The 14,270-nt window shown below is 66.1% G+C and carries 18 protein-coding genes and 1 tRNA gene; 5 read left to right on the forward strand and 14 right to left on the reverse strand.

The features are described 5' to 3' along the window. The first annotated feature begins 16 nt into the window (after positions 1 to 16). Both ACP694_RS10905 and ACP694_RS10910 read left to right on the forward strand, forming a co-directional pair. The gene (locus ACP694_RS10905; RefSeq protein WP_426012288.1) at positions 17 to 280 is read left to right on the forward strand and encodes a GlsB/YeaQ/YmgE family stress response membrane protein; all 264 of its coding nucleotides are present in this window, start codon (positions 17 to 19) and stop codon (positions 278 to 280) included. Further along, a complete protein-coding gene (locus ACP694_RS10910) occupies positions 277 to 513 on the forward strand; it encodes a DUF2842 domain-containing protein (protein ID WP_426012290.1) in 237 nt (78 codons plus the stop codon). Before ACP694_RS10905 ends, ACP694_RS10910 begins: the two co-directional genes overlap by 4 nt. Positions 514 to 722: 209 nt before the next feature. Here the strand turns inward: ACP694_RS10910 and ACP694_RS10915 are convergent. The 7 genes from ACP694_RS10915 to ACP694_RS10945 all read right to left on the reverse strand — a co-directional run bounded on the left by ACP694_RS10915 (position 723) and on the right by ACP694_RS10945 (position 5,048). Continuing rightward, positions 723 to 799 (reverse strand) — tRNA-Pro (locus tag ACP694_RS10915). 74 nt (positions 800 to 873) lie between these two features. Then, complete coding sequence (locus ACP694_RS10920; protein WP_426012291.1) at positions 874 to 1,302, reverse strand: MerR family transcriptional regulator; 429 nt, start codon at positions 1,300 to 1,302, stop codon at positions 874 to 876. 12 nt (positions 1,303 to 1,314) lie between these two features. Continuing rightward, entirely contained in the window at positions 1,315 to 1,617 is a 303-nt protein-coding gene (locus tag ACP694_RS10925; RefSeq protein ID WP_426012293.1) for an integration host factor subunit alpha, read from the reverse strand. A gap of 209 nt (positions 1,618 to 1,826) precedes the next feature. Continuing rightward, a complete protein-coding gene (locus tag ACP694_RS10930) occupies positions 1,827 to 2,804 on the reverse strand; it encodes a beta-ketoacyl-ACP synthase III (protein ID WP_426012294.1) in 978 nt (325 codons plus the stop codon). Then, positions 2,801 to 3,889: a phosphate acyltransferase PlsX gene (gene plsX / locus ACP694_RS10935; protein ID WP_426012296.1), complete on the reverse strand. Its 1,089-nt coding sequence runs from the start codon at positions 3,887 to 3,889 to the stop codon at positions 2,801 to 2,803. Before plsX ends, ACP694_RS10930 begins: the two co-directional genes overlap by 4 nt. Positions 3,890 to 3,984: 95 nt before the next feature. Then, on the reverse strand, positions 3,985 to 4,533 hold the full coding sequence (locus ACP694_RS10940; RefSeq protein ID WP_426012298.1) for a YceD family protein: 549 nt from the start codon (positions 4,531 to 4,533) through the stop codon (positions 3,985 to 3,987). Beyond that, on the reverse strand, positions 4,518 to 5,048 hold the full coding sequence (locus tag ACP694_RS10945) for a ubiquinol-cytochrome C chaperone family protein (RefSeq protein ID WP_426012577.1): 531 nt from the start codon (positions 5,046 to 5,048) through the stop codon (positions 4,518 to 4,520). Before ACP694_RS10945 ends, ACP694_RS10940 begins: the two co-directional genes overlap by 16 nt. Before the next feature lie 121 nt (positions 5,049 to 5,169). Between ACP694_RS10945 and ACP694_RS10950 the strand changes: the two genes are divergently transcribed. Together ACP694_RS10950 and ACP694_RS10955 are read left to right on the forward strand one after the other, a co-directional pair. Next, positions 5,170 to 5,658: an outer membrane protein assembly factor BamE gene (locus tag ACP694_RS10950; RefSeq protein ID WP_426012299.1), complete on the forward strand. Its 489-nt coding sequence runs from the start codon at positions 5,170 to 5,172 to the stop codon at positions 5,656 to 5,658. 162 nt (positions 5,659 to 5,820) lie between these two features. After that, positions 5,821 to 6,342 (forward strand): response regulator, encoded by a 522-nt coding sequence (locus ACP694_RS10955; RefSeq protein WP_426012300.1) that lies wholly within the window; start codon positions 5,821 to 5,823, stop codon positions 6,340 to 6,342. Positions 6,343 to 6,454: 112 nt separating this feature from the next. Here ACP694_RS10955 and ACP694_RS10960 read toward each other — a convergent pair whose 3' ends face one another. The 7 genes from ACP694_RS10960 to glyA all read right to left on the reverse strand — a co-directional run bounded on the left by ACP694_RS10960 (position 6,455) and on the right by glyA (position 13,589). Then, entirely contained in the window at positions 6,455 to 8,599 is a 2,145-nt protein-coding gene (locus ACP694_RS10960; protein ID WP_426012302.1) for a sodium-translocating pyrophosphatase, read from the reverse strand. Between the two features lie 225 nt (positions 8,600 to 8,824). After that, on the reverse strand, positions 8,825 to 9,352 hold the full coding sequence (locus tag ACP694_RS10965; protein ID WP_426012303.1) for a hypothetical protein: 528 nt from the start codon (positions 9,350 to 9,352) through the stop codon (positions 8,825 to 8,827). Positions 9,353 to 9,652: 300 nt separating this feature from the next. Then, positions 9,653 to 10,750, reverse strand: coding sequence for a thiamine-phosphate kinase (gene thiL / locus ACP694_RS10970; protein ID WP_426012304.1), 1,098 nt, complete (start codon positions 10,748 to 10,750; stop codon positions 9,653 to 9,655). Then, a complete protein-coding gene (gene nusB, locus ACP694_RS10975) occupies positions 10,710 to 11,171 on the reverse strand; it encodes a transcription antitermination factor NusB (protein WP_426012306.1) in 462 nt (153 codons plus the stop codon). The genes thiL and nusB overlap by 41 nt, the downstream gene beginning before the upstream one ends. Continuing rightward, positions 11,168 to 11,632 carry a 6,7-dimethyl-8-ribityllumazine synthase gene (locus ACP694_RS10980; protein ID WP_426012307.1) on the reverse strand — a complete coding sequence of 155 codons (465 nt, stop codon included), beginning with the start codon at positions 11,630 to 11,632 and terminating at the stop codon, positions 11,168 to 11,170. Before ACP694_RS10980 ends, nusB begins: the two co-directional genes overlap by 4 nt. A gap of 147 nt (positions 11,633 to 11,779) precedes the next feature. Next, entirely contained in the window at positions 11,780 to 12,253 is a 474-nt protein-coding gene (gene nrdR, locus ACP694_RS10985; RefSeq protein ID WP_426012309.1) for a transcriptional regulator NrdR, read from the reverse strand. Positions 12,254 to 12,284: 31 nt separating this feature from the next. Further along, entirely contained in the window at positions 12,285 to 13,589 is a 1,305-nt protein-coding gene (gene glyA, locus ACP694_RS10990) for a serine hydroxymethyltransferase (protein WP_426012311.1), read from the reverse strand. A 206-nt stretch (positions 13,590 to 13,795) separates the two neighbouring features. Between glyA and ACP694_RS10995 the strand changes: the two genes are divergently transcribed. Beyond that, the gene (locus ACP694_RS10995; protein ID WP_426012313.1) at positions 13,796 to 14,227 is read left to right on the forward strand and encodes a MucR family transcriptional regulator; all 432 of its coding nucleotides are present in this window, start codon (positions 13,796 to 13,798) and stop codon (positions 14,225 to 14,227) included. Positions 14,228 to 14,270: the final 43 nt, after the last annotated feature.

A 14,270-nucleotide genomic window follows, 5' to 3' on the forward strand; every position in this document is an offset into this window, starting at 1 on the left:
GATCGGAGACTATCGAATGAGCGGCGTGGGCGTCTTCGTGGCGGTCGTTATCGGCATATTGGCCGGCTGGGTCGCCGACCTGGTGCTGGCCCGTCGCCATGCGCTGTTCACCAAGCTCTTGATCGGCGTGGTCGGTTCGTTCATCGGAACCTTCATCGCCCAGCGCCTGGGCCTGCGGCTCGACGGCTTCCTGGGAAGCCTGCTGGTCTCCAGCGTGGGGGCGATCTTCTTCCTTGCCATCCTTGGCATTTTTTCGAGTGTCTTCCGGAGACCCGCTTGAGCGCTCCCCTCATCCCCGCCCGCCAAATTCCCGCAAGAGTGCGTAAACTGATCGGTGGGATCGGCATCATGGTGTTCCTGGCCGCCTATGTCTGGGCCGTCACCAGCCTCTACGACTACCTGCCGGACAATCGCGCCATCCACCTGCTCTATTTCGCGGTCACGGGCCTGGGCTGGGGCTTGCCGCTGATGCCGCTGATGTCCTGGATGGGCAAGGCGGATGAGAAGCTTTGAGAAGCACGGACTTGCCCCCACCTGGCGGCTTCGCCGCCTGTCCGCTCCCATAGGGGGCGGCGCCCCATGCGCCTGAGCTCTTCCCCCATGGGAGGAAGACGGTCGCGAAGCGACCCGTAGGGGGCAAGTTGGGCCAAGCCCGAAACCGAAAAAGGCCGCCTTTTCAGGCGGCCTTTCCGTTCTTCCGGTCTCATTCCCGGTGAAGGAAATGGTCGGAGCGACAGGATTTGAACCTGCGACCCCTTGACCCCCAGTCAAGTGCGCTACCAGGCTGCGCCACGCTCCGACACGGAAGGAGCGCCCTTATAGGGGCGAGCCTTGCCGGGGGCAATGAGTTTCCTGAGCGATTTTCGGCACGGCTCAGAGGCCCCGCAAAAGCCCGTCCAGCCGGGCTTTGACGGCCGTCAGATCGCCGAGCGCCAGCGTCAGCCGATCGCGCCGGTCGTCACCCAGCTTGGCCGGCGGCAGGGAATCGACGGGCAGGTCAACGAGGAGGTCGAGCGAGGCCGAGCTGTTGTCGTCCAGGCCAGCGGCGACCACGTGGGTGATCCCCTGGTCGCGATGCAGCTTCTGCACGCCTTTGATGGTGTAGCCCTCGGCGTGCAGCAGGGCGCGGACGCCGCTCAGCACGGCGATGTCCTGCGGGCGGTAGAACCGCCGCCCGCCGGCCCGCTTCATCGGGCGAATGAACGAGAACTTGGTTTCCCAGAAGCGTAGCACGTGCTGTGGCACGCCAAGCTCTTCAGCGGCCTCGGAAATCGTGCGGAAGGCGTTGGGCCCCTTCGCCACCGCATCAAATCCCTAGCCGCCGAGGGCGCGGTCGATTCGCGCCTTCATGACTTGCGAGGCCCGGAAACCGATCACCCGGCGGGGCTCGATCTCGGCGGGCTCTCCGGTCTTGGGATTGCGGCCCATCCGGGCGCGCTTGTCGCGAACCTGGAAGACGCCAAATCCGGATAGCTTGACGGTTTCCGCCCGTTCCAGCGCTTCCGCGACTAGATCGAGGGTCCGTTCGACCAGACCGGCACAATCCTGCCGCGTCAGACCGACTTCCTCATGGACCGCCTCGCAGAGGTCGGCCCGGGTCAATGTCGCGCCTTTCATGACGCCCCCTTACGCTGGATTGACAAACCCCAGAGCCTGCACACGAAACCGGGATCGAGCCCCGTTCGTGCGACACGCTCTCATCAACTCAAGCCTGCATGCCGTGATTATCGCATGGAGTCAAAGGCTGAGCGCCAGGACTTCAGGCGATGAGCCAAGCTGACCCCAGAAAACAGCCAAGCTTGGCCATAAAGGGCGCAAGCTCTTGCTCAAAGACGAATGACGCAGGCGCCCCAGGTCAGGCCGCCGCCCATCGCCTCAAGCAGCAAAAGCTGACCCGGCTTGATGCGGCCGTCGGCGATTCCCTGGGCGAAGGCCAACGGGATGGAGGCCGCCGAAGTGTTGGCGTGCAGGGCCACGGTGGAGATCACCTTGTCCTCGTCAATGCCCACGCGGTGTGCGACGCCGGCCAGGATGCGCTGGTTGGCCTGATGCGGAATGAACCAGTCGACTTCGGGGATTGTCACGCCCGCCACCTCGGCGGCCGCGTGGATCGCCTCGGAGATGTTGATCACCGCGTGCTTGAACACCTGGTTGCCCAGCATCCGCAGCTTGCCGACCGTGCCGGTGGTCGAGGGGCCGCCGTCGACATAGAGCAGGTCCTGCTTGGTCCCATCCGCCCGCAGGGCAAAGCCCAGCAGGCCCTGGTCGGCCGTGGTCCCCTGCCCTTCGCGCGGCTCCAGAACCACCGCGCCGGCCCCGTCGCCGAACAGCACGCAGGTGCCGCGGTCGGTCCAGTCCATCAGCCGGGTCATGGCTTCGGCCCCGATCACCAGCGCGCATTTGGCGTGGCCACGCGCCACGAAGCCGTCGGCGACGCTGAGCGCATAGACGAAGCCCGAGCACACCGCCTGGATGTCGAAGGCGATGCCGACCGGCGCGCCCAGCTTGCGCTGGACGATGGTGGCGACGGCCGGAAAGGTCATGTCCGGCGTGGTCGTGGCGACGATGATCAGATCGACGTCGGCGGCGGTCTTGCCGGCCTTCTCCAGCGCCTGCTGGGCGGCGCGGAAGGCCAGGTCAGACACCGGCTGGTCGTCGGCCACCTTGTGGCGCTGGCGGATGCCGGTGCGCTCGACGATCCATTGGTCGCTGGTGTCGACGGTCTCGGCCAGCTGGCTATTTGTGACCACATTGTCAGGCAGATGGGCCCCGACGCCGGTCACGGCGCTACGCATCACGCTCACTCGGAAACTCCCTGGACTTGCGCGCCCGGAGCGCCTTCAGCTTTGGTTTCCGCGCCAGGCTTGAGGCCGCTTTCGGTCAGGCGCTTCAGGTTGCGGTCAATCTCGGCCGTGAAGTCGCTGCGGGCCAGGTCCACCGCCACCCGGATGGCCGAGGCGAAGCCGGTGGCGTCGGCCCCGCCGTGGCTCTTGACCACGATGCCGTTGAGGCCCAGCAGCGGGCCGCCGTTGACGCGGCCTGGATCGAGGCGCTGGCGCATCTTCTTCAAGGCGCTCGAAGCGATCAGCGCCCCAAGCATGGCCAGCGGTCCGGAGGTCAGGGTCGATTTGATCTCGGCGGAGAAGAACCGCGCCAGGCCCTCGGCGGTCTTCAGGGCGACATTGCCGGTGAAGCCGTCGGTGACGACCACGTCGACCGTGCCCTTGGCGATGTCGGTGCCCTCAACGAAGCCGCGATAGTCGAAGTCCAGCGTGGTCTGCTTGAGGATGGCGTGCGCCTCGCGCACCTCCTCATGGCCCTTCTGGTCCTCGGAGCCCACATTCAGCAGGCCGACGGTCGGCCGCTCCGAACCGTGAACCGCGTGGTGGAAGGCCGCGCCCATGATCGCGAACTCGACCAGCTGGGCGGCGTCGCTTTCGACATTGGCGCCGACGTCCAGCACCGCCGAGACGCCGTTCATGGTCGGCCAGCTGGCGACGATGGCCGGGCGCTCCAGCCCTGCCCCCATGCGCAGGATCAACTTGGAGATCGCCATCAGGGCGCCGGTATTGCCCGCCGAGACCACGGCCTGGGCCTCGTTGCCGCGCAAGGACTCGACCGCGTTCCACACCGACGAGCCCTTGCCCCGGCGCATGGCCTGGGCGGGTTTCTCGTCCATCGAGATTGCCTTGTCGGTGTGGCGCACCTCGCTGATCGCTCGGGCGGCCGGCGACTTGGCCAGTTCGGCGTTCAGCAGGGTCTGGTCGCCATGCAGCAGGAAACGCACGTCGGACTGGTTCTGGGCGGCGATCGCCACGGCGGGCACGATCACGGATGGGCCGTGATCGCCGCCCATGGCGTCGATCGAAATGACTACGGGTTGAGGCACGAGGCGCTAAAGGCTCCTGGAGCGGCGTACCGCTGGATCAAGGCGGCAGGACGATACAGCCGCGAAAATATCACGCAAGCTCAGGCAAGAGCCATTCAGGCCCCTTCCCCGCCTGGTCCGGGATCTGCCCTGAGGGCCTTCAACCCGGCGAAGGGCGACAGATCGACCGGTTCGGGCGGGGGCTCGAAGACGGCGCCCGGCTTGCGTGGAAAGGGATCCAGCTCCAAAGCCAGATGCTCCAGAACATAACCCGTGACATCGATGGTCTCGTTCTCCAGCACGTCAGGCGGATCGTCGCCGTCGGGATCCAACGCCAGGTCGCCGCTCTCGTCGGGCGAGGTGTTTTCGCTGGTCGCGGGCAGGACGCGGACCGAGAACCGCGCCTCGATCGGCTCCTCGAACTCGTCGGCCGAGACGCTGCAGGTCTGCACAACGCGGGCGCGAATCAGGCCAGACACCTCGGCCCCGTCCATCCACGGCCGCAGGAAAATCTCGGCCTCCAAGGCGTCGAGCGACACCAGGTTCAGGGTCTTGGCGATGTCCTTGCGGATCGCCTCGTCAGGCTCGAAGCGCAGATCCTGGCCGCGGCCCATGCGCCCAAGCGTCATGCTGAAGGGCCAGGGATTGATCACGCCTTCGGCCATTGGACGTCTCCTTGCATCAAGCTTTCCACCGGCTGGGCCGCCAGATGATCGCGCGCGGCGATCACGTAGGCGGTCAAGGCGGCCACGTCGCCCTCGCCGCGTTCCTCGAAGGCGGTGCGGGCCAGCATCCCGGACAGGGCGGCGCTATCGGGCAGGCTTGCCGCCGACTCGTCGAAGGCCTTCAACCGGCCATAGAAGGCCCCGGCCAGCTTCTTCATCTTCTTGCCGACGGCGGTGTCGGACACACCGATCTCGCGGAAAGCGTCATCAAGGCCACGCACATAGGCGTCGAACGTCGCCTGGGAAAGCTCGGCCGCCGTCTCGCCCTGACCTTTCAGGCGCTCGAGCAAAAGCACCACATGCAGGGTGAACAGCTCGAACCGGCCCTCCAGCGAGTCGCGCACGCCCATCTGGACATACAGCGGCGCCGACCGGGCCTGGGCCACCGCGGAGGCATAGAGTTTGCCCCCCGCCGCCTTGGCGGGCCTGGGTTTGAGCAACCGATCTAGAATCATCACTTCGCCTCGATTTCGCCGCGACACCGAACTAACTTCGCCATCCGACCCACACGGACCATTGAACTAAGCCCGCGCGGGCGATAGGTCAAAGTCAGCCTTTCCAGGTACCGGAGCCTGCATGTTTCGTCCCGTCGTTCTCGCCGCCGCTGTCATCGGCCTCGCCGCCGTCACCGGAGGCTGCACGCCGCTGACGAGCTATTCCGGCTTTCAGGCCATCGAAGCCAAGCCCGCTGACATGAAGATCGGCGAGGACAGCAAGTCGACGGTGACGGAGAAGCTGGGTTCGCCCTCCACCATCTCCACCTTCGACACCAACGCCTGGTACTATATCTCGCAGACCACTGACCGCGTGGCCTTCTACAAGCCGCGCGTGATCAAGCGTGACGTGGTGGCGATCAAGTTCAGCGCGGCCGACGAAAAGGTCGCGTCTGTGGACACCTACACGCTGAAGGACGGCAAGGTCATCGCCTATAGCGGCCACGAGACCCCGACCCGCGGCCGCGAGATGACGATTCTGGAACAGTTGCTGGGCACGGTCGGCCGCGGCGGTATGCTGCCGAACGACGATCAGGACACCCCCGGCAATCGTCCGCAGGACCGCCGCTAAGACTGTATCCGGCGCGACGCAGCCGCCAGGTATAACTGGCTGAAATTCCGATAGATTTGACCGGCCGCATCAACGGTTTATCAACAACGACGCCGCTACCTTGCCATGCAACGGCGCAGCGGCCCAACGCCGCTGCGCCGATCTTCGCCGGGGGAATGCATTGTGAGCGCGCCAGATCTGCGTCCGTTGACGGTGCTGATCATCGACGACAACGCGCCGATGCGCGAGATCATCGGCGCGGTGCTCAAGTCACTGGGCGTGCGCAAGATCATCGAGGCCGCCGACGGCGTCGAGGCCCTCAAGGCCGTCACCGAGCGCGAGGTCGACATCATCTTCACCGACCTGATGATGCAGCCGGTCGACGGGTTGGCGTTCATCCGCTGGATCCGCACCTCGCCGGCCAGCAGCAATCCCTATACGCCGATCATCATGGTCACCGGCCACGCCACCCGCGCCAGCCTGGACGAGGCCCGCATGGCCGGCGTCACCGAGTTCCTGGCCAAGCCCCTCACCGCCCGCGGCGTGCTGCACCGAGTGAACGAGGTGATCAACAACCCGCGCGATTTCGTGCGGGTCAGTGGGTATTTCGGCCCCTGCCGTCGGCGCCGGATCGACCACGGCTACGAAGGCGCCGAGCGGCGCGGCATCGTCGGCGCGGCGCTGGACCCCGAAGACATGTACTGATCAGCGCCAGGACCGTGATCACCGTCGCGGCCAACGGCTGGCGTTGAACCCAAACCGAAAAACGCCCCGGAGGAAGCCTCCGGGGCGTCGTCGTATCAGGCTGTAGAAGAGATCAGACGCCGTGGGCCAGGATCGCCAGCAGCAGCAGGGCCACGATGTTGGTGATCTTGATCATCGGATTCACAGCCGGACCCGAGGTGTCCTTGTAGGGGTCGCCGACGGTGTCGCCGGTGACGGCGGCCTTGTGAGCCTCCGAACCCTTGGTGTGCAGGACGCCGTCCTTGTCGGTGAAGCCTTCCTCGATCACCTTCTTGGCGTTGTCCCAGGCGCCGCCGCCGCTGGTCATCGAGATGGCGACGAACAGGCCGGTGACGATCACGCCCATCAGCATGGCGCCGAGCGAGGCGAAGGCGTCGACCTTGCCGGCGATGGCCTTGATCACGAAGAACAGCACGATCGGCGACACGACGGGCAGGAGCGACGGCACGATCATCTCGCGGATCGCCGCCTTGGTCAGGATGTCTACCGCCCGGCCGTATTCCGGCTTGACCTCATAGGTCATGATGCCCGGGTTCTCGCGGAACTGGCGACGCACCTCGGCCACGACGGCCTCGGCGGCCCGGCCCACGGCGGTCATCGACATGCCACTGAACAGGAAGGGCAGCAGCCCTCCGAACAGCAGCCCGACCACCACGTAGGGGTTGGACAGGTCGAAGGTCACCGGCCCCATGCCCTCGAAGAAGCTGCCCGGCGCCGCGTTGGCCGAGAAGAACTTCAGGTCCTCGGTATAGGCGGCGAACAGCACCAAGGCGCCCAGGCCGGCCGAACCGATGGCGTAGCCCTTGGTGACGGCCTTGGTGGTGTTGCCCACGGCGTCCAGGGCGTCGGTGGTGACGCGGACCTCCGGCGGCAAGCCGGCCATCTCGGCGATGCCGCCGGCGTTGTCGGTGACCGGGCCAAAAGCGTCCAGGGCGACGATGAAGCCCGCCAGGGACAGCATGGTTGTGGTGGCGATGGCGATGCCGAACAGGCCCGCCAGATTATAGGTCACCAGGATGCCGACGATGATGGTCAGGGCCGGCAGGGCCGTGGATTCCAGCGACATGGCCAGACCCTGGATCACGTTGGTGCCGTGGCCTGAGACCGAAGCCTGGGCGACCGACTTCACCGGGCGGAAATTGGTGCCGGTGTAGTATTCGGTGATCACCACGATGGCGGCTGTGACGGCCAGGCCGGCCAGGCCGCAGTAGAACAGGCTGTCGGCGTCGAAGGTGCGCGTCCCCACGGTGACGGCGTTCGGCACCAGTTGATGGATCACGTACCAGACCGCCGGAATCGACAGCACGCCGGTGACGATCAGGCCCTGATAGAGGGCCCCCATGATATTCTGCTTCTTGCCCAAACGTACGGCGAACGAGCCGATGATCGAGGTGATGATGCAGACCGCGCAGATGGCCAGCGGCAACAGCATCATCGAACTGACGATCTCGACACCGGCGCCGCGGAAGAAGATCGCCGCCAGCACCATGGTGGCGACCGTGGTCACGGCATAGGTCTCGAACAGGTCGGCGGCCATGCCTGCGCAGTCGCCGACATTGTCGCCCACATTGTCGGCGATGGTCGCGGCGTTGCGCGGGTCGTCTTCCGGAATGCCGGCCTCGACCTTGCCCACCAGATCGCCGCCCACGTCGGCGCCCTTGGTGAAGATGCCCCCGCCCAGACGGGCGAAGATCGAGATCAAGCTGGCCCCGAAGCCCAGCGACACCAGCGAGTCGACCACGACGCGGTCAGTGCCGGCATGGCCCGTCTGCATCAGGACGGCGAAATAGCCGGCCACGCCGATCAGGGCGAAGCCCGCCACCAGCATGCCGGTCACGGCGCCGGAGGTGAAGGCCATCTTCAGGCCGGCCGCCAGGCTCTCGGACGAGGCCTGGGCGGTGCGGACATTGGCCCGCACCGAGATCAGCATGCCCGCGAAACCCGCCGCGCCCGATAGGATCGCACCCAAGGCGAAGCCGACGGGCTGCTCCCAGGACTTGAAGAAGAACGCCAGCAGGGCGATGACCACCACCCCGACGATGGCGATCGTTGTGTACTGACGGTTCAGATAGGCCTGGGCCCCTTCCTGGATCGCTGCGGCGATCTCCTGCATCTTTGCATTGCCGGGCGACGCCCGCATCAAAGCGGCTGATTGAACAGCGCCGTAAAGCACCGCCAGCAGCCCGGCCCCTATGGCCACGTAAAGCCAAGAACTCATAAGTAAATTGCCCTCTCCGCGTTTCGAAACGAGAGGGTTCGCCGCTCCGGCAGGACCACGGTCGCTAGGACCGCCCCCGGCCGCAGACGACGGGCGGGCCTATGGCCTCATGCCCCCTCGATGCTCCCTGATGGCGCCGGTTCGACGCCAAGGTCGAGACACTGCCAAATGGTCGCGGTCGGCGCAACCGCCTGCGGGAACGGCGTTCGGCTGAAGGGGCTGCGCCTAGGGGATTATGTTGGGGTTCGACGGTGGCTCGGGCGGGCGCGCCGGCTTGGCGCCGGTCTGGGCCGCGGCCTTGGTCGGCGGGGCCATGAAGTGGCGCGGAATCTGCTTGAGAACCGTGACCTTGGCGATTTTTCCAGGCCCAATCAGCCCGTTGGTCTCGCGCAGCACCGAGGCCTTCAAGCGCGCCTCGTCTAGGGCGACATAGCTGTCGGGGCGCGTGAAGGGCTTGGCGTGAGCCTCGCGGACCATGGCGTCGCGCAGCATCGGCTCCTTGCCCGCGAAAACCGTGACTGGCACGCCTGTGTTCAGGGTGATGCTCATATGCAGGAAGACGTAGTTGACCAGCTGGCCATTCGCGATGACCGGCAGGGCCATCGACTGCAGCGTGATGATCGGATCGACCTTGGCCCCGCCTTCCTTGCCCTTCTCTTCCTTCTTGGCCGAGCGCGCGAAGGCCGGCGTCGCCAGCAAGGCCAGCGAGGCTGTCAGGAGGGCGCGGCGTGAGGTGAGCGAGGGATGGGCCATGCTGCTGGCTTAACCAGGAAGGCTTGACGTTTGGTGACTTGCGCCGTTTCCAATCGCGTCGAGGACCATGAACTCAACCTTGAGAGCAATCCGTCACCCATACTCGCGACAAAGCTACACCGCTCGGTTAAACATGACCTTATGACGGCGCCATCCAGCCGATACAAACCACCCAAGCCGCCGCTGCGCTTCAGGACGTGGCCCCGATTTGGTCGCAGGGCGAGAGCTCGAGCCCCGGTTTACGGGGCAAGTAGAAAGGCCGAGACCTCGCGTCTCGGCCTTTCGCACGTCAGGCCCAATCTACCCGTGCAGCCAGCCCAGCCGCTCGGGGGTGATGTCCTTGCCCTTGAACAGGGCGCAGATCCCCTCGCCTTCCACGAACTCGCCGATATCGCGGACCGGCACGCCGGCGGCCATGGCGGCGGCCTGGAAGGCGGCTACGTCGGTAGGATCGACGGCGCAGACGATCTCGTAGTCATCGCCCCCCGAGGCCAGAGACATCCGCGCCTCGCCGGCTTCAGGTTGAGCGCTGAGCCAGTGGCGAGCGCCGGGTGACAGCGGCAGGCGGTCAAGGTCGACCTTGACCCGCAGGCCGCTGGCCTTGGCCACATGGGCGGCGTCGGCCAGCAGGCCGTCGGAGACGTCGGCGGCGGCGCGGGCATAGGCCTTCAGGGCGTCGCGGATGGCCAGGCGCGGCGGCGGCAGGCGATAGCGTCGCACCAAGCCGCCGTCGGGGTCCTCGACCTCGCCCCAGTGGGCTAGCAGGCCCAGCCAGCCGTCGCCGATCGTCCCCGACACCATCAGCCGGTCGCCGACCTGGGCGCCCTTGCGCAACACGGCGTCGCCGCTGGGCACCCAGCCCAGAAAGGTGGCCGAGACCACCATCGGGCCGGAGGTGGTCACAGTGTCGCCGCCCAGCAGGCTGACGTCGTAAAGTTCGCCATCCTCGGCCAGGCCGCGGGCGAAGGTCTCGCGATCCTGCAGGGTGGTGGCAGAAGGCCAGCCCACCGCCAGGAAATAGCCATAGGGCGTGGCCGCCTTGGCCGCCAGGTCAGACAGGTTGGTGCGCAGCAGCCGCTTGGCCACCACGTCCAGGTCCTCGCCGGCCAGGAAGTGCACACCCGCCACCATGGCGTCCTTGGTGATCACCAGGTCATAGCCGGGCCGCGAGGGCAGCACGGCGGCGTCGTCCAGCAGGTCCAGCGCGGCGGCGTCGCCCCGCGTCAACGGTCGCAAGAGGCGCTCGATCAGGCCGAATTCGTTGACCGCCAGCGCCTCGGCCGGCGACACGGCCTCGTCGAACCACGCGTCATCGACCGCCGCCGTTTCCGGCGTCGGCTCGGCGAACCAGTCGTCGTCAGCTTCTGGCGTCACGCGCGATAGCGTCCAGGGCGCCATTGATGAAACCTGATTCGGAACCCTCGAAGAAGGACTTGGCGATCTCGACATATTCGTCGATCACCACCTCCTTGGGTACGTCGGGGCGGTGCAGCAGTTCATAGGCTCCGGAACGCAGAATGGCGCGAGCGGTGGCGTCCAGGCGTTCCAGCTTCCAGTTGGAGGCCAGGCGCTTGACGATGGCCTGATCGACCTCGCCCTGGTGAGCCACCACGCCCTTGGCCAGTTCGGCGAAGAAAGTCTCGTCGGCGGCGGCCAGTTGGTCGCCGTCCGGACCATCGACGTCGCGGTCAAAGCGGTGCTCGGTAAATTCGCGAACCACGGCGTCGACGCCGACGCCCGAGACTTCCATCTGATACAGCGCCTGCACGGCGGCCAGGCGAGCCACGGAGCGAGGCTGGATGCGATCGCCCTTGCTCATCGCGCCAGTCCCAGCAGTTGACGCTTCAAGCCGATGATTTCCAGACACTCCTTGGCGGCCTTGCCGCCGCGATCGCCTTCCGAGACGCGAGCCCGGCTCCAGGCCTGCTGCTCTTCGTCGACGGTGACGATGCCATAGCCGATCGCCAGACGCTTGCCGAACGACAGGTCGTTCAGGCCCCGCGCCGTCTCGTTGGCCATGACCTCGGCATGGTAGGTCTCGCCGCGAATGATCGCACCCAGCGCCACGAACCCGTCATAGCGCACGCCAACGGGACGATGACCCGCCTCCTCGGCCAGGGCGATGGCGGTCGGGATCTGCATCGACTCGGACACGGTGATCACGTCGTACTCAGCGCCCTGGGCGTCGATCGCCTGCGCCGCACCCTGCAGCAACGCGTCGGAAAGCCCCGAATAACGACGGGCCTCCACGATCAGCAGGCGAATCTTGTCTTCCACCATAGTCCTCTGAACTCTCCTCGACGGGACCGGTCACTTCGCATCAAAAGGCGCCGTCGCAAAATCGAATCGTAGACCCCGGCGGCCTCGCCGCCGAAATCAAATCGCAGAGTGCCGGCGTCGATGTCAAAACCGAATCGTAGAATGCGCCTATAGCTCCTCCTCGGTGACGTCGCTTAGGCCTTCCGCGCCGAGAAACTTCGCGAAGTCGCTGGTTTCTCGGAAATCGCGATAAACTGACGCGTAGCGGACATAGGCCACGTCATCGAGCGACTTCAGCGCCTTCATGACCATTTCGCCCACGGCCGACGACGGAAGCTCCGTCTCGCCCAGGCTTTCCAGCTGGCGGACGATGCCATTGACCATGCGTTCGACGCGCTCGGGATCGACCGGCCGCTTGCGCGTGGCGATCGAGATCGAACGCACCAGCTTCTCGCGGTCGAAGGGCGAGCGCCGGCCCGAGCGCTTGACGATGGTCAATTCGCGCAGCTGCACCCGCTCGAAGGTGGTGAAGCGGCCGCCGCATTCAGGGCATAGCCGCCGTCGCCGGATGGCCGCCCCATCTTCCGACGGGCGGCTGTCCTTCACCTGACTTTCCATATGACCGCAGAACGGGCAGCGCATGATCTAGGCCCTCCCGCCCGACTTAGGTCTATTAGTTGTAGATCGGGAACCGCGCCGTCAAGGCCAGCACTTCCTCGCGGACCAGAGCCTCGATCTCGCCATTGCCGGTCGGACCATTGGCGGCCAGGCCATTCACGACCTCGCCGATCAGCTGGCCGACGCGGGTGAACTCGGCCGTGCCGAAGCCACGGGTGGTGCCGGCCGGCGTCCCCAGGCGGATGCCCGAGGTGACGGTGAACGGCGCGGTGTCGAACGGCACGCCGTTCTTGTTGCAGGTCATGTTGGCCCGTTCGAGGCTATGCTCGGCGTCGCGGCCGGTCACGCCCTTGGGCCGCAGGTCGACCAGCATCAGGTGGCTGTCGGTGCCGCCCGAGACGATATTGACGCCCTGCGTCTGCAGGGCCTCCGACAGCGCGCGGGCGTTGTCGATCACCTGCTGGGCATAGGCCTTGAACTCGGGGCGCAGCGCCTCGCCGAAGGCTACGGCCTTGGCGGCGATCACATGCTCCAGCGGACCGCCTTGCAGGCCGGGGAACACCGCCGAATTGACCTTCTTGATGATCGCCTCGTCATTGGTCAGCACCAAGCCGCCGCGCGGACCGCGCAGCGTCTTGTGGGTGGTGGTGGTGACCACGTGGGCATGGGGGATGGGGCTGGGGAAGGCGCCGCCAGCCACCAGACCCGCGAAATGGGCCATGTCGACCATCAGATAGGCCCCGATCTTGTCGGCGATCTGGCGGAACCGGGCAAAATCGATCTGGCGGCTATAGGCGCTGCCGCCGGCGATGATCAGCTTGGGCTGCTCACGCACCGCGACCTCTTCGACGGCGTCATAGTCGATCAGTTGGTCCTGCTGGCGCACGGTATAGGACACCGGCTTGAACCACTTGCCCGACTGGTTGGCGGGCGAGCCGTGGGTCAGGTGGCCGCCGGCCGCCAGATCCATGCCCAGGAAGGTGTCGCCGGGCTGCAGCAGCGCCATGAACACCGCCTGGTTGGCCTGTGAGCCCGAGTGCGGCTGAACGTTGGCGAAGCCCGCGCCGAAGAGCTGCTTGGCCCGCTCGATGGCGATGGTCTCGATCTCGTCGACATATTCGCAGCCGCCGTAGTAGCGCTTGCCCGGATAGCCCTCGGCGTACTTGTTGGTCAGGATCGAGCCCTGAGCCTCCAGCACGGCGCGCGAGACGATGTTCTCCGAGGCGATCAGCTCGATCTGGTTTTGCTGCCGAGCCAGCTCCAGGCCGATGCGATCGAAGATGTCGCGATCGATCGCGGCCAGATCAGCGCCGAAGAAGGCGTTCTTGTCGGCGGTGATGTTATGGGCCGGTGCGGTCATTGACGCTCTCCTGGGGCTGGGAGACTGAAGGATATCGATTTAGCGGACTTGGCGGGAGTTCGGTCGCGCTCTCTTTAACCCCCTTCGCGCCGCGATCAATCCGGGAACCACGCGTGGCGGGGACGCGTTGCGAAGGTAACCGGGTCAGCAGGGCTGGCATGCCGGGTGCCGGGCGATCTTAGAACACCAAGGTGGGATGGAATACGATGGCTTACGGCGAGGCTGAGACCAACGACGGCGACATCGACATCCTCGGCCTGAGCGCCAGCATCGTGGCGGCCTATGTCGCGCAGAACACCGTGGCCCGGACGGCGGTTCCCGACCTGATCCGCTCGGTTCACGAGACGCTTTCGGCGCTCGGGACCGCCGAGGCTGCGCTGGTCGTCGGCCGCGGCAAGCCGGCCGTGCCGGTCTCGCGCTCGGTGCAGCGCGACCACATCGTCTGCCTGGAAGACGGCCAAAAACTGAAGATGCTCAAGCGCTACCTTCGCACTCATTATGACATGAGCCCCGAGGACTACCGCCGCAAATGGTCGCTGCCCGGGGATTATCCGATGGTGGCCCCGGCCTATGCCGAACGGCGGTCCGACTTCGCCAAGCAGATCGGGCTCGGCAAGGGCAAGATGCGGGGGCGTTAGCGGCCACGAAAGTCCTTCCCTGTGGGCAAGGCGTCCGCATAGC

It is taken from the genome of Caulobacter sp. DWR2-3-1b2 (assembly GCF_049896345.1).
In the GTDB taxonomy this organism is placed as follows: Bacteria; Pseudomonadota; Alphaproteobacteria; order Caulobacterales; family Caulobacteraceae; genus Caulobacter.